Origin of the sequence: Nocardioides litoris (genome assembly GCF_006346315.1) — a bacterium.
GTDB classification, from domain to species: domain Bacteria; phylum Actinomycetota; class Actinomycetes; order Propionibacteriales; family Nocardioidaceae; genus Nocardioides; species Nocardioides litoris.
In genome coordinates, this window is sequence record NZ_VDMR01000006.1 from 222,186 (window position 1) to 239,723 (window position 17,538).

At 71.0% G+C, this 17,538-nt stretch carries 15 protein-coding genes and 1 tRNA gene; 11 read left to right on the forward strand and 5 right to left on the reverse strand.

Translation table 11 applies throughout. The features are described 5' to 3' along the window. Nucleotides 1-8 precede the first annotated feature (8 nt). The 4 genes from nuoL to FJQ57_RS17695 all read left to right on the forward strand — a co-directional run bounded on the left by nuoL (nt 9) and on the right by FJQ57_RS17695 (nt 6,268). On the forward strand, nt 9-1,928 hold the full coding sequence (nuoL, locus tag FJQ57_RS17680; protein ID WP_139982843.1) for an NADH-quinone oxidoreductase subunit L: 1,920 nt from the start codon (nt 9-11) through the stop codon (nt 1,926-1,928). Between the two features lie 108 nt (nt 1,929-2,036). After that, nucleotides 2,037-3,671 carry an NADH-quinone oxidoreductase subunit M gene (locus FJQ57_RS17685; protein WP_139982845.1) on the forward strand — a complete coding sequence of 545 codons (1,635 nt, stop codon included), beginning with the start codon at nt 2,037-2,039 and terminating at the stop codon, nt 3,669-3,671. 9 nt (nt 3,672-3,680) lie between these two features. Continuing rightward, on the forward strand, nt 3,681-5,282 hold the full coding sequence (nuoN, locus tag FJQ57_RS17690; RefSeq protein WP_139982847.1) for an NADH-quinone oxidoreductase subunit NuoN: 1,602 nt from the start codon (nt 3,681-3,683) through the stop codon (nt 5,280-5,282). A gap of 59 nt (nt 5,283-5,341) precedes the next feature. Next, nucleotides 5,342-6,268, forward strand: a complete 927-nt coding sequence (locus FJQ57_RS17695; protein ID WP_139982923.1) for a polyprenyl synthetase family protein — start codon at nt 5,342-5,344, stop codon at nt 6,266-6,268. Nucleotides 6,269-6,485: 217 nt separating this feature from the next. On the opposite strand, the gene rarD is transcribed toward FJQ57_RS17695, so the two are convergent. Beyond that, a complete protein-coding gene (rarD, locus tag FJQ57_RS17700; RefSeq protein WP_211349067.1) occupies nt 6,486-7,397 on the reverse strand; it encodes an EamA family transporter RarD in 912 nt (303 codons plus the stop codon). A 91-nt stretch (nt 7,398-7,488) separates the two neighbouring features. On the opposite strand from rarD, the gene FJQ57_RS22665 reads away from it, so the two are divergent. Then, on the forward strand, nt 7,489-7,977 hold the full coding sequence (locus FJQ57_RS22665) for a hypothetical protein (protein WP_170219478.1): 489 nt from the start codon (nt 7,489-7,491) through the stop codon (nt 7,975-7,977). A gap of 123 nt (nt 7,978-8,100) precedes the next feature. On the opposite strand, the gene FJQ57_RS17715 is transcribed toward FJQ57_RS22665, so the two are convergent. Together FJQ57_RS17715 and FJQ57_RS17720 are read right to left on the reverse strand one after the other, a co-directional pair. Beyond that, nucleotides 8,101-9,216 (reverse strand): 2-oxoacid:ferredoxin oxidoreductase subunit beta, encoded by a 1,116-nt coding sequence (locus FJQ57_RS17715; RefSeq protein ID WP_139982852.1) that lies wholly within the window; start codon nt 9,214-9,216, stop codon nt 8,101-8,103. Further along, nucleotides 9,213-11,189, reverse strand: coding sequence for a 2-oxoacid:acceptor oxidoreductase subunit alpha (locus tag FJQ57_RS17720; RefSeq protein WP_139982854.1), 1,977 nt, complete (start codon nt 11,187-11,189; stop codon nt 9,213-9,215). The genes FJQ57_RS17715 and FJQ57_RS17720 overlap by 4 nt, the downstream gene beginning before the upstream one ends. 330 nt (nt 11,190-11,519) lie before the next feature. On the opposite strand from FJQ57_RS17720, the gene FJQ57_RS17725 reads away from it, so the two are divergent. From FJQ57_RS17725 to FJQ57_RS17740, 4 genes are read left to right on the forward strand one after another with little or no spacing between them, the layout of a single operon-like run. After that, the gene (locus FJQ57_RS17725; RefSeq protein WP_139982856.1) at nt 11,520-12,569 is read left to right on the forward strand and encodes a sulfate ABC transporter substrate-binding protein; all 1,050 of its coding nucleotides are present in this window, start codon (nt 11,520-11,522) and stop codon (nt 12,567-12,569) included. A gap of 5 nt (nt 12,570-12,574) precedes the next feature. Next, nucleotides 12,575-13,456 carry a sulfate ABC transporter permease subunit CysT gene (gene cysT, locus FJQ57_RS17730; protein ID WP_139982858.1) on the forward strand — a complete coding sequence of 294 codons (882 nt, stop codon included), beginning with the start codon at nt 12,575-12,577 and terminating at the stop codon, nt 13,454-13,456. Further along, nucleotides 13,449-14,258: a sulfate ABC transporter permease gene (locus tag FJQ57_RS17735; RefSeq protein ID WP_139982860.1), complete on the forward strand. Its 810-nt coding sequence runs from the start codon at nt 13,449-13,451 to the stop codon at nt 14,256-14,258. Before cysT ends, FJQ57_RS17735 begins: the two co-directional genes overlap by 8 nt. Nucleotides 14,259-14,268: 10 nt before the next feature. Continuing rightward, a complete protein-coding gene (locus tag FJQ57_RS17740) occupies nt 14,269-15,255 on the forward strand; it encodes a sulfate/molybdate ABC transporter ATP-binding protein (protein ID WP_139982862.1) in 987 nt (328 codons plus the stop codon). Between the two features lie 86 nt (nt 15,256-15,341). Here the strand turns inward: FJQ57_RS17740 and FJQ57_RS17745 are convergent, their stop codons facing one another. Both FJQ57_RS17745 and FJQ57_RS17750 read right to left on the reverse strand, forming a co-directional pair. After that, entirely contained in the window at nt 15,342-15,818 is a 477-nt protein-coding gene (locus FJQ57_RS17745) for an SRPBCC domain-containing protein (RefSeq protein WP_139982863.1), read from the reverse strand. A gap of 14 nt (nt 15,819-15,832) precedes the next feature. After that, entirely contained in the window at nt 15,833-16,324 is a 492-nt protein-coding gene (locus FJQ57_RS17750; protein ID WP_139982865.1) for a YajQ family cyclic di-GMP-binding protein, read from the reverse strand. A 103-nt stretch (nt 16,325-16,427) separates the two neighbouring features. Here FJQ57_RS17750 and FJQ57_RS17755 point away from each other — a divergent pair. Further along, a tRNA-Tyr gene (locus FJQ57_RS17755) sits at nt 16,428-16,512 on the forward strand. A 148-nt stretch (nt 16,513-16,660) separates the two neighbouring features. Further along, complete coding sequence (locus FJQ57_RS17760; protein ID WP_139982867.1) at nt 16,661-17,443, forward strand: hypothetical protein; 783 nt, start codon at nt 16,661-16,663, stop codon at nt 17,441-17,443. Nucleotides 17,444-17,538: the final 95 nt, after the last annotated feature.

Here is a 17,538-nt window from a genome sequence, read left to right on the forward strand (position 1 = left end):
TGTTCCTGATGGAGGCTGCGACCGAGATCCCGGTCGTCGACCCCGGCAGCGCCGACGGGATCTTCTCCCTCGTGTGGCTCGTCATCGCCCTGCCGCTGGCCGGCGCCGCCGTGCTGCTCCTGGGCGGCCGGTTCACCGACCGCTGGGGCCACCTGCTCGGCACCGCCATGCCGATCGGCTCGTTCGTCATCAGCGTGCTGATGTTCCTGCAGCTGATGGACCGCGGGGAGGAGGAGCGGCAGGTCGTCCAGGAGCTGTACGACTGGATCAACGTCGGCTCGCTCGACGTGGGCATGGACTTCCTCTACGACCCGCTCTCGGCGCTGTTCCTGCTGCTGATCACGGGCGTCGGGTCGCTGATCCACATCTACTCGATCGGCTACATGAGCCACGACCCGAGGCGCCGGCGGTTCTTCGGCTACCTCAACCTCTTCGTGGCCGCGATGCTGATGCTCGTCCTCAGCGAGAACTACCTCGGCCTGTTCCTGGGCTGGGAGGGCGTCGGCCTCGCGTCGTACCTGCTGATCGGCTTCTGGCAGCACAAGCCGTCCGCGGCCGCGGCGGCCAAGAAGGCGTTCGTCATCAACCGTGTCGGTGACATGGGCATGGCGGCCGCGATCTTCCTGGCCTTCACGCTGTTCCACTCGACCAGCTTCCGCGAGATCAGCGCGCAGGCCGGCGGGGCCAGCGAGGGCTACATGACCGCCTTCGGCCTGCTGCTGCTCGTCGGCGCCTGCGGCAAGTCGGCGCAGTTCCCGCTCCAGGCCTGGCTGCTCGACGCGATGGAGGGCCCGACCCCGGTCTCGGCCCTCATCCACGCCGCCACCATGGTCACCGCCGGCGTCTACCTCATCGTCCGGTCCAACTTCGTCTTCGAGCGCGCCCCCGACGCCCAGACCGTCGTCATCGTCGTCGCGGTGATCAGCATCCTGTGGGGTGCGGTCATCGGGTGCGCCAAGGACGACATCAAGAAGGCCCTCGCCGGGTCGACCATGAGCCAGATCGGCTACATGATGCTCGGCGCCGGGCTCGGCACCGCCGGGTACGCGTTCGCGATCTTCCACCTGCTGACCCACGGCTTCTTCAAGGCCAACATGTTCCTCGGGGCCGGCTCGGTGATGCACGGCATGGACGACGACGTCGACATGCGGCACTACGGCCTGCTCCGCAAGGCCATGCCGATCACCTTCGGCACCTTCCTGGTGGGCTACCTCGCGATCATCGGCATCCCGCCGTTCGCGGGCTTCTGGTCCAAGGACAAGATCATCGAGGTCGCGCTCGGCCACAGCCTGCTGGTCGGGGCGTGCGCGCTGGTCGGCGCCGGCGTGACGGCGTTCTACATGACGCGCCTGCTCCTGATGACCTTCTTCTCGCAGAAGCGCTGGCAGAAGGACGTCCACCCGCACGAGTCGCCCGCGGTGATGACCTTCCCGCTCATCGCCCTGGCCGTGCTCTCCGCCGCCGGCGGCATCCTGCTGCTGGGCAACTGGATCCTGCACTGGCTCGAGCCGGTCGTGGGCCCCGAGGCCCACCCCGAGCTGCCGCTGCCGATCTGGGCCATCACCGCCACCACCCTGGTCATCGTGGTCATCGGCGTCGCGGTCGCGGTCGTGCTCTACCAGCGCCGCGAGGTCCCGGCCGTCGCCCCGACCGACGTCTCCTTCGCCACCCGCGCGGCCCGCAACGAGCTGTACGGCAACGAGATCAACGAGGGCCTCGTGGTCGGTCCCGGCCGCCGCCTGGTCGCCGGGCTGTTCGTCTTCGACCGCTCCGGTGCCGACGGCACGTTCATGGGCGGTGGTGCCGCGGTCAAGGGCATCGGCACGGTGCTCCGCCGCGTCCAGACCGGCTACGTGCGCTCCTACGCCCTGTCCATCCTCGGAGGCGTCGTCGTCGTCGCCCTCGCCATGCTGGCGGTGAACCTCTAGTGGCACCCCACGACGTTCCCCGCCTCCCCCGCTTCGCTCCTCCGACGGACAACGCCGCGGGGACCCCGCCGCGGGTGGCCCGGTCGGCACGGAAGGTGACTCACTGAGATGCTGACTGTCCTCATCCTGGTGCCCCTCGTCGGGGCCCTGGTCATCCCGTTCCTCCCGGCGGCGTCCGCGCGCGCGGTCGGCCTCGGCTTCTCCGCCGGCACCCTCGGCCTCGGCATCGCCGCCCTGACCCAGTTCGAGACCGGCGGCGGCATGCAGCTGCAGGAGCAGGTCGAGTGGATCCCGGCGTTCGGCGTCAACTACGCCGTCGGTGTCGACGGCCTCGGCATCCTCATGGTGCTGCTCACCGTCGTGCTCACGCCGATCGTCATGATCGCCGGCTGGCACGAGGGCGACGAGGCCCCACGGTCCTACTACGCCTGGATGCTCGCCCTCGAGGCGCTGTCCCTGGCCGTGTTCTGCGCGACCGACGTGTTCTTCTTCTACGTCGTCTTCGAGGCCACCTTGATCCCGGCCTTCTACCTCGTCGGCGGCTTCGGCCGCGACGGGCGCGGCGCGGCCGCGGTGAAGTTCCTGATGTTCCAGCTGGCCGGCGGCCTCGTGCTGCTGTTCTCGGTCATCGGCCTGTACGTCGTCTCGGCGGACCAGGGCACGCCGTCCTACCTGCTCTCCGACCTCCAGCAGCTCGACTTCTCCGAGGGCACCGGTCGCTGGCTGTTCCTCGGCTTCTTCATCGCCTTCGCGATCAAGGCGCCGCTGTTCCCGGTGCACACCTGGCTGGCCGACACCACCGAGAAGGCCACCCCCGGCACGAGCGTGATGCTGGTCTGCGTGCTCGACAAGATCGGCACCTTCGGCATGCTGCGCTTCTGCCTCGGCCTCTTCCCCGAGGCCTCGCAGTGGGCGACGCCGGTCGTGGTCACCCTCGCGCTCATCTCGATCATCTACGGCGCGCTCGTGGCCATCGCCCAGGACGACGCGCTGCGCCTGGTCGGCCTCACCTCGCTGAGCCACTTCGGCTTCATCGTGCTCGGCATCTTCGTCTTCAGCACCCAGGGCCACTCCGGCGCCATCCTCTACATGGTCAACCACGGCATCGGCACGGCCGCGCTCTTCCTGACCGTCGGCTACCTCGTCCACCGGCGGGGCACCGCGCTCATCTCCGAGATGGGCGGGCTGGAGAAGACCGTCCCGGTGCTGGCCGGCCTGACGCTGGTCGCCGGCCTCGCCACGCTGGGCCTGCCGGGCCTGAGCCCGTTCGTCTCGGAGTTCCTGGTCCTGCTGGCGGCGTTCGACTACGCCTGGTGGGTCGGCGGCACCGCCGTGGTCGGCATCGTGCTGGCGGCCATCTACGTGCTGTGGATGTACCAGCGCATCTTCACCGGTGGCGGGGCCGACCCCGCGGCCCACGACGCCGCCGGTCACGGCCACGACGCGGGTGACGCCGAGGGCGACGCCCACGGCGCCACCCCGGCCGGCCACGGCCAGTCCGCCACCACGACGGCCACCGCGACGGCCACCGCCACCGCAGCCACGACCACGGTCGTGCCCGACGCGAGCCGCCGCGAGGTGCTCGCCGTGGCCCCGCTGATGGTGGCGCTGGTGTTCTTCGGCTTCTACCCCCAGCCCCTGCTCGACCTGAGCAACCCCTACGCCCGTGACCTGCTCGCGCAGGTCGGCGTCCAGGACGATGCCCCGAAGGTCCCGGCCACCGGGGCCGAGAGCGGCGAGTGAGGTAGCGAGATGGACTACGTCAGCCCCGTCATCGAGTACGCCGAGCTCTCACCGCTCTTCGTCGTCTTCGGCGCCGCGGTCATCGGTGTGCTCATCGAGGCCTTCGCGCCCCGCCCCCTGCGGCACGTCCTGCAGACCTCCGTCGCGGCCGTCGGCGTGGTCGGCGCCGGTGTCGCCACCGTCCTGGTCGGCCTCGACCTGGCCGAGAGCGGCGCCGGCCGCGGCCTGGTCGGTGCCGAGGGCTCGGTCGTCGTCGACGGCCCCACGGTCTACCTCTGGGGCCTGGTGCTGGTCTTCTCCGCCGCGGGTGTCGCGCTGTTCTCCGAGCGCAAGCTCGAGGCGGGCGTCCCCGTGTTCGCCGGTGCTGCCGCGACCCTGCCCGGGTCGGAGGGCGAGCGCGAGGCCTCGACCCGGGGCCTCGCCCACACCGAGGTCTACCCGCTGCTCATGTTCGCCGTCGGCGGCATGATGCTCTTCCCGGCCTCGGGCGACCTGCTCACCATGTTCATCGCCCTCGAGGTGCTCTCGCTCCCGCTGTACCTGCTCTGCGGCCTGGCCCGACGTCGGCGCCTGCTGAGCCAGGAGGCGGCGCTGAAGTACTTCCTGCTGGGCGCGTTCTCCTCCGGCTTCTTCCTGTACGGCGTCGCGCTGGTCTACGGCTACGCCGGCTCGATGGACCTCGACGTCATCCACGACGCCGTCTCCAACGGCTCCGACGACCGCGCCCTGCTGCTGCTCGGCATCGCCATGCTGGCGGTCGGGCTGCTGTTCAAGGTCGGCGCGGTGCCGTTCCAGGCCTGGACGCCCGACGTCTACCAGGGTGCGCCGACCGCGGTCACGGCGTTCATGTCGGCCGCGACCAAGGTCGCGGCGTTCGGCGCGCTGCTGCGGTTGTTCTACGTCGCCTTCGGGGCCGACCGCTGGAACTGGCAGCCGATGATGTGGGCCATCGCCATCCTGACCATGCTGGTCGGCTCGGTGCTGGCCTGCGTGCAGAGCGACATCAAGCGGATGCTGGCCTACTCCTCGGTGGCCCACACCGGCTTCCTGCTCACCGGCATGCTCGGCGTCCAGTCGCCCTCGGCGCTCGCCGACGGCGAGGTCACCTCGCTGCAGGCCGTGCTGTTCTACCTCACGACCTACGGCTTCGCGACCGTCGGCGCCTTCGCGGTCGTGAGCACGGTCCGCGACGCCAACGGGGAGGCCTCGGCCTTCGCGCGCTGGGTCGGGCTCGGCAAGCGCTCGCCGCTGACCGCGCTCGTGTTCTCCTTCTTCCTGTTCTCGATGGCCGGCATCCCGCTCACCTCGGGCTTCGTCGGCAAGTGGGCGGTGTTCACCGTGGCCGGCGCGTCCGGCGCCTGGCCGGTCGTCGCGGTGGCGATCGCGTCGAGCATCATCGCGGTCTACTTCTACGTCCGCTACATCCGGCTCATGTTCTTCACCGACCCCGAGCCCGGCCGTGACGGCGTGCCCGAGGTCGCCTCGGTGACCGTCCCCTCGCCGCTGACCTCGGTCACCATCGCGGTGTGCGCGATCGCCACCCTCGTACTCGGCATCGTGCCCGGGCCCGTGCTCGACCTCGCCATGCAGGTGGGAGACTTCGTCAGGTGAGCACCGACCTGGCTCTGCCGATCGACGACGAGGCCCTCGCCGACCGGCTGCGCCAGCGGATGGCCCTCGTCGAGCAGGCCCTCTACGAGCACGCGTCGAGCCCGTCGCCGTACGTCACCGAGGCGGCGCGGCACCTGCTGGCAGCCGGGGGCAAGCGCTTCCGGCCGCTGCTGGTGCTGCTGGCCGCCGAGGCCGGCCCCGACCCCGGGCACGAGGACGTGCTGACCGCGGCGTGCGTCGTCGAGATCACCCACGTCGGATCGCTCTACCACGACGACGTCATGGACGAGGCCGCGCTGCGGCGCGGGGAGGCCTCGGCCAACTCCCGCTACGACAACCACGTCGCGATCCTCACCGGCGACTGGCTGTTCGCGAAGTCCTCCGAGCTCACCGCGCTGCTCGGCGCCGAGGCGGTGGGCATCCAGGCCGCCACCTTCACCCGTCTCGTCGAGGGCCAAATCCTCGAGGGCGTCGAGCCCGAGGGTGACCCCCTGCAGCACTACCTCGACGTGGTCGCCGGCAAGACCGGCTCGCTCATCGCCACCTCCGCGCGCTACGGCGCCCGCTTCGCCGGCGCCGGCCGCGAGGTCGAGGAGGCGCTCACGGCGTACGGCGAGATCGTCGGGTCTGCGTTCCAGCTCTCCGACGACATCCTCGACGTCGCCTCCGACAGCGAGGAGTCGGGCAAGACCCCCGGCACCGACCTGCGCGAGGGCGTGCCGACGCTGCCGGTGCTGATGGCGCAGGCCTCCACCGACCCCGCCGACGCCCGGCTGCTCGAGCTGCTGGGCTCCGACCTCAGCGACGACGCGCGGCACGCCGAGGCGCTGGCGCTGCTGCGCAAGCACCCCGCCCTCGACCAGGCCCGCTCCTACGTCGTCGCGCAGGCGCAGGAGGCCAAGGCGCTGCTCACGGCCCTGCCCGAGGGTTCGGTCCGCTCCGCCCTCGAGGACTTCGCCGACCTCGTCGCCGTCCGCTCCAGCTGAGGCGGCTCGCCGGCGGCAGAATCTCCGGTCAACTGGAGGATCTGCCACTCCTGACGGGAAGTTCCCCAGGAGTGGGAGTTCCGGGCCAGGAGTCGCCGGCCGGGTCACCGAGCCGACGCCGGTGGGAAAATCTCCGGTTAACCGGAGAATCTGCCACTTCTTGTAGGCAATTCCCCACCACCAGTGGGAGTTCCGTGCCAGGAGTCGGGCGCGGAGGTCAGGCGGCGGTGGTGGCCTCGGCGGCCAGCGCGAGCTGCCGGCGACGGTGGCGCAGCGCCTCGGAGGTGAAGACGACCAGCGCCAGCCAGACCAGCGCGAACCCGACCCAGCGGCCCGGGCTCATGGCCTCGTCGAAGACGAGCAGGCCGAGCACGAACTGGATGGTCGGCGCGAGGTACTGCAGCAGGCCGAGCGAGACCATCGAGACGCGGGTCGCGGCGGCGCCGAAGCAGATGAGCGGCACGGCGGTGACCAGGCCGGCGCTCATGAGCAGCAGCACGTGCCCGGCCCCCTCGCCGGTCAGGTGCCCGTCGCCCGAGGCCTGCAGCACGACGAGGTAGACGAGCGCGAACGGCGCGATCACGGCCGTCTCGAAGGCCAGGCTCTCCACCGCGCCGACGTCGGCGGACTTCTTGGCCAGCCCGTAGGTGCCGAAGGAGAAGGCCAGGATGATCGCGATCCACGGCGGCCGCCCGTAGTCGAGGGTCAGCACGCACACGGCCGTGAACCCGATGCCCATCGCGGCCCACTGCCAGGGCCGGAGCCGCTCGCGCAGCACGAGGACCCCCATGAGCACGGTCACGAGCGGGTTGACGAAGTACCCGAGCGAGGTCTCCACGACACGGCCGCTGTTGACGCCGTAGATGTAGGTCGTCCAGTTGCTGGTGATCGTCACCGCGGCCACCAGGAGCAGCAGCCGCACGCGGCGGTCGGCGACGATGGCGCGCAGGTGGCCGGTGCGGCCGAGCGCCACCACCAGCACGCCCATGGTCAGCAGCGACCACACGACGCGGTGGGCGAGGATCTCCAGGGCGCCGCCGGGCTCGAGCAGCGGCCAGTAGAGCGGGAACGCACCCCACATCGCGTACGCCGCGACGCCCAGCGCCAGACCCCTTCGCCCCTCCTGCACGACCTCAACATAGAGTCTGGTTTGCCCGAGCCGGCCGGAGGGCAGGAGGCCCGGGTCTCACCCCACGAACCCACTCCCCGGAGGACTCCACATGCGTTCCGCCCGTCCCCTCATCGCGCTGCTGGCGCTGGCCCTCGCGGCCTCGCTCGGCCTCGCCCCCGCCGGCGCCCAGGCGTCGGTCGCTCGCGGTGCCGCGGTCTCCGGCGCCGACCGGGCCGACCTCGGCTCGGTCTCCGGCCGCACCGACGCCCGCCTGGCCACGACCGTGACCGCCAAGGTCGTCAAGAAGCGCGTGCGGCCCAACGGCCCGCGCGTCCTGGTCATCAAGGGCGCGGTCAGCCCGCTGGGCGTCGGCCCGGTCAAGATCCAGCGCGCCACCAAGTGCAACAAGGCCACCAAGACCTGCAACTTCAAGTTCTACCGCAAGAAGGCCCTGAAGAACGGCCGCTACGAGGTCGTCATCGACGCCCCCAACCGCCTGCGCGGCTGGGTCTGGCGGGCCAAGGTCGGCAGCGCCCTGAGCAACGCCTGGCTGACCTGCCGCAAGCGCCCCACCCAGGAGTGCAAGATCCCCTACTGAGCCGCTGACCCCAGCTCCTCAGCAGACGCGAGAAGGGCCCCCGCCGCGAGGCGGGGGCCCTTCTGCGTGCCGGGGGTGCCGGGGTGCCGGGGTGCCGGGGTGGCCCGGATGTCCCAGACCCCGTCAGACCACGGTCCAGGTGTCGCCGCCGTTGACGAGGGCTGCGAGGCGGTCGGTGGGGTCACCGTCGACCGCGCGCTGGGCGGCGTCGATCTGGGCGCGGGCCTGGTCGTCGTAGGTCGACCGGACGACCTGGCGGAAGATGCCGATGGGCGCCTGGTGGAGGTAGTCGTTGGCGGTCAGCCGGGAGATCGCGAACGCGGTCGAGGGGTCCTCGGCGTGCGCGTCGTGGACGAGCAGCGCGTCGACGCCGACGTCGGCCACGTCGACGACCTTGACGCCGCCGGTGGCGGTGTCGCGGACGACGCCCTTGACGCCCTGGCCGTCAGTGCTGTCGGGGCCGGGGTTGCCGAAGCGGATCGGCTCGCCGTGCACGAGCGGGATGATGGCCTCGGCCTTGGTGTCGTTGCCCTTGATGGCGTCGAAGGCGCCGTCGTTGAAGATGGGGCAGTTCTGGTAGATCTCGACCAGCGAGGTGCCGCGGTGGGCGGCGGCCGCGGAGAGCACCGCGGTGAGGTGCTTGCGGTCGGAGTCGATGGTGCGGGCCACGAACGTCGCCTCCGCGCCCAGGGCGAGCGACACGGGGTTGAAGGGGTGGTCGACCGAGCCCATCGGGGTCGACTTGGTGATCTTGCCGGCCTCGGAGGTGGGGGAGTACTGGCCCTTGGTCAGGCCGTAGATCCGGTTGTTGAACAGCAGGATCGTCATGTTGACGTTGCGGCGCAGGGCGTGGATCAGGTGGTTGCCGCCGATCGACAGCGCGTCGCCGTCACCGGTGACGACCCACACCGACAGGTCCTCGCGCGCCGTGGCCAGGCCGGTCGCGATCGACGGCGCCCGGCCGTGGATCGAGTGCATGCCGTAGGTGTCGAGGTAGTAGGGGAACCGGGAGGAGCACCCGATGCCGGAGATGAAGGTGATGTTCTCGCGGCGCAGGCCGAGGTCGGGCAGGAAGGACTGCACGGCCTTGAGCACGGCGTAGTCGCCGCACCCGGGGCACCAGCGGACCTCCTGGTCGGAGGAGAACTCCTTGGCCGTCTGCGGTGCCGCGCCCTCCGCGAGGGTGGGCACCGACTCGACGCCGGTGCGCAGGTCGGGCATGCCGAGGTCGGCGGTCATGAGGTGGCTCCCGTGGTGGTGGAGGTGTCGGTGGGGCTGTCGGTGGGGCTGTCGGTGGGGACGGTCAGGTCGACGTCGATGCCCTCGGCCTCGGCCACGAGGTGACCGATGGCCTCGGCGAGCTCGGCCGCCTTCAGCGGCAGGCCGCGGACCTGGTTGTAGCCCTGGGCGTCGACGAGGTACGTCGCGCGGAGCAGGGTCGAGAGCTGGCCGAGGTTCATCTCCGGCACCAGCACCCGGTCGTAGCGACGGAGGATGTCGCCGAGGTCCTTCGGGAACGGGTTGAGGTGGCGCAGGTGCACCTGGGCGACGTCGTACCCGGCCTTGCGGACGCGGCGGCAGCCGGCGCCGATGGGGCCGTACGTCGAGCCCCAGCCGATGACGAGGACCTTGGCGCGGCCGGAGGGGTCCTCGACCTCGAGCGGCGGCAGCGACTCGGCGATCCGGTCGACCTTGGCCTGGCGGGTGCGGACCATCAGGTCGTGGTTGGCGGGGTCGTAGGAGATGTTGCCGTGGCCCTCGCCCTTCTCGAGGCCGCCGATGCGGTGCTCGAGGCCGGGGGTGCCGGGCACGGCCCAGGGGCGGGCGAGGGTCTCCTCGTCGCGCAGGTAGGGCCAGTAGTCCTTCGAGCCGTCGGCCTTCTCGTGGTTGGGCTCGGTCGCGAACGCCGGGTCGATGACCGGCAGGTCGTCGGAGCCGGTGGCCACGTCGGGGATGCGCCACGGCTCGGACCCGTTGGCGAGGTAGCCGTCGGAGAGCAGCATGACCGGGGTGCGGTAGGTGACGGCGATGCGCACGGCCTCGACGGCGGCGGCGAAGCAGTCACCGGGCGACTGGGGCGCCACGATCGGGACCGGGGCCTCGCCGTTGCGGCCGTACATCGCCTGCATGAGGTCGGCCTGCTCGGTCTTGGTGGGCAGGCCGGTCGAGGGACCGCCGCGCTGGACGTCGACCACGACGAGCGGCAGCTCGGTCATCACGGCCAGGCCGATGGCCTCGGACTTCAGCGCGATGCCGGGGCCGGAGGTGGTGGTCACGCCGAGCGCGCCGCCGAAGGAGGCGCCGATGGCCGAGCCGACGCCGGCGATCTCGTCCTCGGCCTGGAAGGTGGTGACGCCGAACGCCTTGTGCTTGCTGAGCTCGTGGAGGATGTCGGAGGCCGGGGTGATCGGGTAGGACCCGAGGAAGACCGGGAGGCCCGAGCGCACGCCGCCCGCGATGAGCCCGTAGGCCAGGGCGAGGTTGCCGGTGATGTTGCGGTAGGTGCCGGGCGGCATCTGGGCCGGCTTGACCTCGTACTGGACCACGAAGGTCTCGGTGGTCTCGCCGTAGTTCCACCCGGTCTTGAACGCCGTGAGGTTGGCGTCACGGATGTCGGGGACCTTGGCGAACCGGCGGGACAAGAAGGCCTCGGTGCCCTCGGTGGGGCGGCCGTACATCCACGACAGCAGGCCGAGGGCGAACATGTTCTTGGCCCGCGCGGCGTCCTTGCGGGACAGGCCGTACTGCTTGACCGCCTCGACGGTCATGCCGGTCAGGTCGACCGGGTGCACGGTGAACGCCCCCAGCGGATCGCCTGCATCACCCAGCGTGTCGAGCGGGTTGACGTCGTACCCGGCCTTGTCGAGGTTGCGCTTGGTGAAGTCGTGGGTGTCGAGGATGATCGCCGCGCCAGGCGCGAGGTCGCCCACGTTGGCCTTCAGCGCGGCCGGGTTCATCGCGACCAGCACGTCGGGGGAGTCCCCCGCGGTGAGGATGTCGTGGTCGGCGAAGTGGACCTGGAACGACGAGACCCCGGGGATGGTGCCCTGGGGGGCGCGGATCTCGGCCGGGAAGTTGGGCAGGGTCACCAGGTCGTTGCCGAAGGCGGCCGACTCCTGGGTGAAGCGGTCGCCCGTGAGCTGCATGCCGTCACCGGAGTCGCCCGCGAACCGGATGATCACCCGGTCGAGCTGCTTGACCTGCTTGGACACGTGTCCCACCTTCGTCACCGTCGGCCGACCTGTCGTCGACCCGTCGAGGAGCCTGCGCGGCGCGCTGCTTGCACGCCTGCTCGACCGCTCATCGTACGGCGGTCGCGCCCGGAACTAGAACACGTTCCAGATGGCCTCCGGGCCGTGTCCGTCCCGGTCCTCCACGATAGTCGGCGCCTCGCGCCGACCCAGGCCGTCCTGCCACCTGGAAGGTGATGCTCACCACGCCGTGGACGAATGGACTAGTTCCCCTACAAAGTCCAGTACTCTGCTCCAGTTGACAGCCCAAGGTCACGATTCGGGCGTGGCAGGACAGAGAGAGAAGACACGATGAAGAAGAACTTCAAGGCCGCGGCGGCGCTGGGCGCTGTCGGGGTGCTGGCCTTGAGTGCTTGCGGTGGCGGCGACTCGGGCGGGGGCGGGGGCGAGTCGATCGCCCTGAGCGGCTTCTCGATCCTCGAGGCGGCCAACGAGGGCATCTTCGAGGACTTCCAGGGGACGGACGCGGGCCAGGACGTCGAGTTCACCCCGTCGTACGGCGCCTCGGGCGACCAGAGCCGCGCCGTCGTGGCCGGCTCCGAGGCCGACGTCGTGCACTACTCGCTCGAGACCGACGTGACCCGCCTGGTCGGCGAGGGCCTGGTGGCCGAGGACTGGAAGGACAACGCCACCAACGGCATCGCGACCTCCTCCGTCGTCGTGTTCGTGGTCCGCCCGGGCAATCCCGACGACATCCAGGGCTGGGACGACCTGGTGGAGGAGGGCACCGAGATCATCACCCCCAACCCGGGCTCGTCCGGCTCGGCGCGGTGGAACATCCTCGCCGCGTGGGCCCACGCCACCGGGGGCGGTGACGACGAGGCCGCCGGCCGCGACTTCGTCACCCAGCTGCTCGACAACGTCATCGCCCTGCCCGGCAGCGGCCGCGAGGCGACCACCGCCTTCACCGACGGCAGCGGCGACGTGCTCCTCTCCTACGAGAACGAGGCCATCCTGGCCAAGCAGAACGGCGCCGACATCGACTACGTCGTGCCGGACGACACGCTGCTGATCGAGAACCCCGCCGCCGTGACGGTCGAGGGTGCGAAGAAGCCGGCCGCGGAGGCCTTCCTCGAGTTCCTCACCGGTCCCGAGGCCCAGGCCGACTACGCCTCCTTCGGGTTCCGGCCGGTCGTCGACGGCGTCGACGTCCCCGAGGTCGAGGGCGCCAACGACCCGGCCGACCCGTTCCCGGCCGTCGGCACGCTCTACACCATCGACGAGAACTTCGGCGGCTGGGGCGAGGCCGCTGACGAGTACTTCGGCGACGGCGAGGAGGGCAACCCCCTCGGCATCATCACCGAGATCCAGCAGCAGACCGGTCAGGTCGGCGAGGAGTAGGACCGATGTCGAGCGCGCTCTCCGGGGCGACGATCGACACGACCGGGCCGGCGTCCCCGAAGGGACGCCGGCCTGGTCGTGCGAAGCGGACGACCCCTCGCAACACGCTCACGGGCGGCGCCGGGCTGGGCCTGGGCATCACGATGCTCTGGTTCAGCCTCCTGGTGCTGCTCCCGCTCTCGGCCATCGTGGCCCGCGCCGCCGCGGGCGGCTGGGACAGCTACGTCAACGTCCTCCAGAACGAGCAGACGTGGGCCGCGGTGGTCCTCACCGTGCGGTCAGCGGCGATCGTCACGGTGCTCAACATCGTGACCGGCACGATCATCGCCTGGGTGCTGGTCCGGGACCGGTTCCCGGGCAAGGCGATCCTCAACGTCATCATCGACGTGCCCTTCGCCCTGCCCACGATCGTGGCCGGGCTGGTGCTGCTGGCGCTCTACGGCCCCAACAGCCCGATCGGCCTCGACTGGGCGTTCACGCCCAACTCGGTGCTGCTGGCCTTCGCCTTCGTCACGCTGCCGTTCATCGTGCGCACGGTGCAACCGGTGCTCGAGGAGCTCGACGCCGACGTGGAGGAGGCCGCGGCGAGCCTCGGCGCGAGCCGCTTCACCATCTTCCGCCGGATCATCCTGCCCAGCCTGTTCCCGGCGATCATCGCGGGCGCCACGCTGAGCTTCGCGCGGGCGATCTCGGAGTTCGGCTCGCTGGTGCTGCTCAGCGGCAGCCGCCCCTTCGAGACCGAGGTGGCCTCGGTGCGCATCCTGTCCTTCATCGAGAACGGCAGCTACGCCTCCGCGGCCGCGCTGGCCTCGGTCCTGCTCGCGGTGGCCCTGGCCGTCATCGTGGTGCTGGACCTGGTCCAGAGGCGGGTGGCGCGTCGTGGTTGAGGTCTCCACGCCCACCAAGTGGGCGCTGCGCCTGGTCGCGGTCGGCTACGTGTTCTTCCTCGTCGCCTGGCCGACCGGCCTGCTGGCCACCCGCACCTTCGAGGGTGGCGTCTCCAACCTGGTCGAGACGCTGGCCGACCCCGACGTCCAGTCCGCCCTGGCCCTCACCGGCCGGGTGGCGCTGCTCGCGGTGGTCATCAACCTGCTCTTCGGGGTCACCATCTCGCTGCTGCTCGTGCGCTACGAGTTCCCGGGCAAGCGGGCGCTCTCGGCGCTGATCGACCTGCCGCTCTCGGTGTCCCCGGTCGTGGTGGGCCTGTCGCTGGTGCTGGTCTACAACAGCCGCGACGGCTGGTTCGGCCCGTCGCTCAGCGACGCCGGGGTCGACGTCATCTTCCACACCCCGGGCCTGGTGATGGCGACGACCTTCGTCGCCTTGCCGCTGGTCATCCGCGAGATCGTGCCGGTGCTGACCGAGATCGGCGACGACCAGGAGCAGGCTGCCCGCAGCCTCGGGGCCAACGCCCGGCAGACCTTCTGGCGGATCACCCTGCCCAGCATCAAGTGGGCCGTGGTGTACGGCGTCGTGCTGGCCACCGCGCGCTCGGTCGGCGAGTTCGGCGCGGTCAAGGTGGTCTCCAACAACATCAGCGGCCAGACCCAGACGGCCACCCTCATGGTCGAGGAGAAGTACCAGAACTTCGCCCAGGACCAGGCGTACGCGATCGCCTTCCTCCTCGTCCTCGTCAGCATCGCCTGCCTCGTGATCGTCGCGGTGCTCCGCCCCTCGAGCGAGAAGTGAAGGACCACCCATGAGCATCGACATCACTGGCGTGACCAAGAGGTTCGGCGACTTCGTCGCCCTCGACGACGTCAACGTCTCCATCCCCACCGGCCAGCTGACGGCCCTCCTCGGCCCGTCCGGCGGCGGCAAGTCCACGCTGCTGCGCATCATCGCGGGCCTCGACAGCGCCGACACCGGCTCGATCCGGATCGAGGGCACCGACGCCACCTCGCTCCCGCCGCAGAAGCGCAACGTCGGCTTCGTCTTCCAGCACTACGCGGTCTTCAAGCACATGTCGGTCGCCAAGAACGTGGCGTTCGGCCTGGAGATCCGCAAGCGGCCCAAGCACGAGGTCACCCAGCGGGTCGAGGAGCTCCTCGGCCTCGTCCACCTCTCGCAGTTCGCCCACCGGATGCCCAACCAGCTCTCCGGCGGCCAGCGCCAGCGCATGGCGCTCGCCCGGGCCCTCGCCGTCGAGCCGACGGTGCTGCTGCTCGACGAGCCCTTCGGTGCCCTCGACGCCAAGGTCCGCAAGGAGCTGCGCGACTGGCTGCGCCGCCTGCACGACGAGGTGCACGTGACCACGGTGTTCGTGACCCACGACCAGGAGGAGGCCCTCGAGGTCGCCGACGAGATCGTGGTCATCAACGAGGGCCGCGTCGAGCAGATCGGCTCGCCCGAGCAGCTCTACGACGAGCCGGCCAACGACTTCGTCATGAGCTTCCTCGGCGAGGTCACCACCCTCGACGGCCGGATCGTGCGACCGCACGACATCGAGGTCGAGCTCGCCCCGGTCCCGGGCGCGGTCGAGGGCACCGTCACCCGCGTCCTGCGGGTCGGGTTCGAGGTCAAGCTCACCGTGGCCACCGCCGGCGGCGACGTCACGGTCGCGATGACCCGCACCCACCTGCGCGGGCTCGGTGCCGACGAGGGCTCCCGCGTGTGGCTCTACGCCGCCAAGGGGGCCGTCACGGTCGCCGGCACCGCGGTCAAGGAGACCGCGGTCGCCGGCTGACCGGGCCACCCGCCGCACCGACCGGCCGGGTCGTCCTCCTCGCAGGGGCGGCCCGGCCGTCGTCGTACGGCGGGTGGGGCGGCGGGTCAGGGGGCGAGGGACTCGGCCCGGACCCGGAGGGCCTCGGCGTGGCGTCGGAACCCGTCGGCGACGCGGCCCGGTCCGGCCAGGCGCACCAGCGGCCCGGAGAGCTCCTCGACGGTGTCGTAGGTGGTCGGTCCGCCGGCGCGCTGGGTCAGCCGCTGGTGCCGGGTGCCGCGCACCAGGCCCAGCCGGGCGGGCAGGCCCTCGTAGACGTAGGACAGCCGGGCCGTGGTGGTGCCGTCGGCCCCGGTGGTCGGCGGCTCGATCGCGCTGATGCGCTCCGGCGAGCGGGCGCGACCGCCGCCGGCCCACCGCACGTGCAGCACGATCGGGTTGCCCACCGCCGGCGGCTGCGGGGTCTCGGCCCGGACCACGAAGGGGTTCCACGCGGCGTACGCGTCGGTGTCGAGCACGACCTGCCAGCAGACGGCCAGGGGTGCGTCGATGTCGACGCGGGCGCTCGGCCGGGCCGTGGGCACGGTGCTCGGGCGGGTCAGCGGTAGTTGGTGAACTGGACCGCGAAGTCGTAGTCGGCCTCGCGCACCAGCTGCTGGACGGCCTGCAGGTCGTCGCGCTTCTTCGACGAGACCCGCAGCTCGTCGCCCTGCACCTGCGCCTTGACGCCCTTGGGGCCCTCGTCGCGGATCAGCTTGCTGATCTTCTTGGCGTCGTCGCTCGTGATGCCCTCCTTGAGCGCGATGCCGATCTTGGACTGCTGGCCCGAGGGGCGCGGCTCGGAGGCGTCGAGGATCTTCAGGCTCTGCTTGCGCTTGATGAGCTTGTCCTTGAACACGTCGAGCACCGCGCTGGCGCGGTCGTCGGCCGAGGCGGTGATCTCGATCGCGTGCTCGCCCTGCCACTCGATCGTGGCGCCGGTGCCCTTGAAGTCGAAGCGGGTGGCGATCTCGCGGGCCGTCTGCCCGAGGGCGTTGTCGACCTCCTGGCGGTCGATCTTGCTGACGATGTCGAACGACGAGTCGGCCATGGCTGTCTCCTCTGGGGTCGGGGTGCGATTCCCTCGTCGAGGGAAGGCTGCGCTATTGTCGTGCCTCGTCGTCGGCCGCTCCAACGCGGCCCGGCACATCCCTGGCAGGTTGCCCGAGCGGCCAAAGGGAGCTGACTGTAAATCAGCCGGCACAGCCTACGCTGGTTCGAATCCAGCACCTGCCACCACAGGGCCCGACGCACCGCGTCCGGGCCCTTCTGGTTTTTCTTCGACGGAAATGTCCAGACCGGCCAATCCGGTCGAGGAGCCGCGTCGAACGGAGGGCACGTGGTCCGGCGTGGGCCACGTCACCCCGACGAAGGGCTCACCTCCGCCATGCTCCCTCTCAAGCGTCCCTCCCTGCGCCGCCCGAGCGGCCCGATGATCATGTCGACCGCCGCGCTCGTGGTCGCCCTCGGCGGCACGTCGTACGCCGCCGCGACGATCGGCACCGCCGACATCCGCAACGACGCCGTGACGTCGGCCAAGATCAAGAACGGCACGATCCAGCAGCGTGACCTCACCGACGGCGCGCGTGCGGGCCTGAAGGGCCAGACCGGCGCGCAGGGCCCGGCCGGCCCGCGCGGGCCGCAGGGCCTGCCCGGCGCCGGTCGGTGGGCCCTCATCGGCCCCGACGGCACCATCCAGGCCCAGTCGGGCGGCTTCACGCTGGTCGCGGGCTACCCGACGTTGACCAACACCGCGCCCGAGGGCCAGCCCGACAACTCGCTGCGCGCCAACGGCAATGTCTACCTCAACGCCAACGAGGAGCTCTCCGACAACGCCATCGTGGCGACCGTGGTGCTGCAGAACACCGTCGACCAGGACGGCAACAGCAACACCAACGGCCGCGCGGGCGGCGCGGACCAGAACGCCGAGTTCTCCGGCGAGATCAGCGTCAGCCGGTGCAGCTTCACCGGCAACACCGGCGTCCCGATCCCGACCAACTGCGCCCCCGCGGGTGCGCAGAACGCGACGAGCTTCGTCGTCAGCCCCCGGCTCAGCGACGGCTCCGTCACCACCGGCGCCGGCACCACGGGCTCGCTCGGCACCCGCAAGGCCTTCTACGTGGTGATCACCGGCGACTCGAGCGACTACGTCGCCCCGACTGCGCGCTGATCTACGCACTGCCGCTCCACCTGCACCACCGGACGGGCGCCCCCGGCATGCGGGGGGGCGGGCGGGCGTTGACCCCCCCCCTGGCCCACCACACC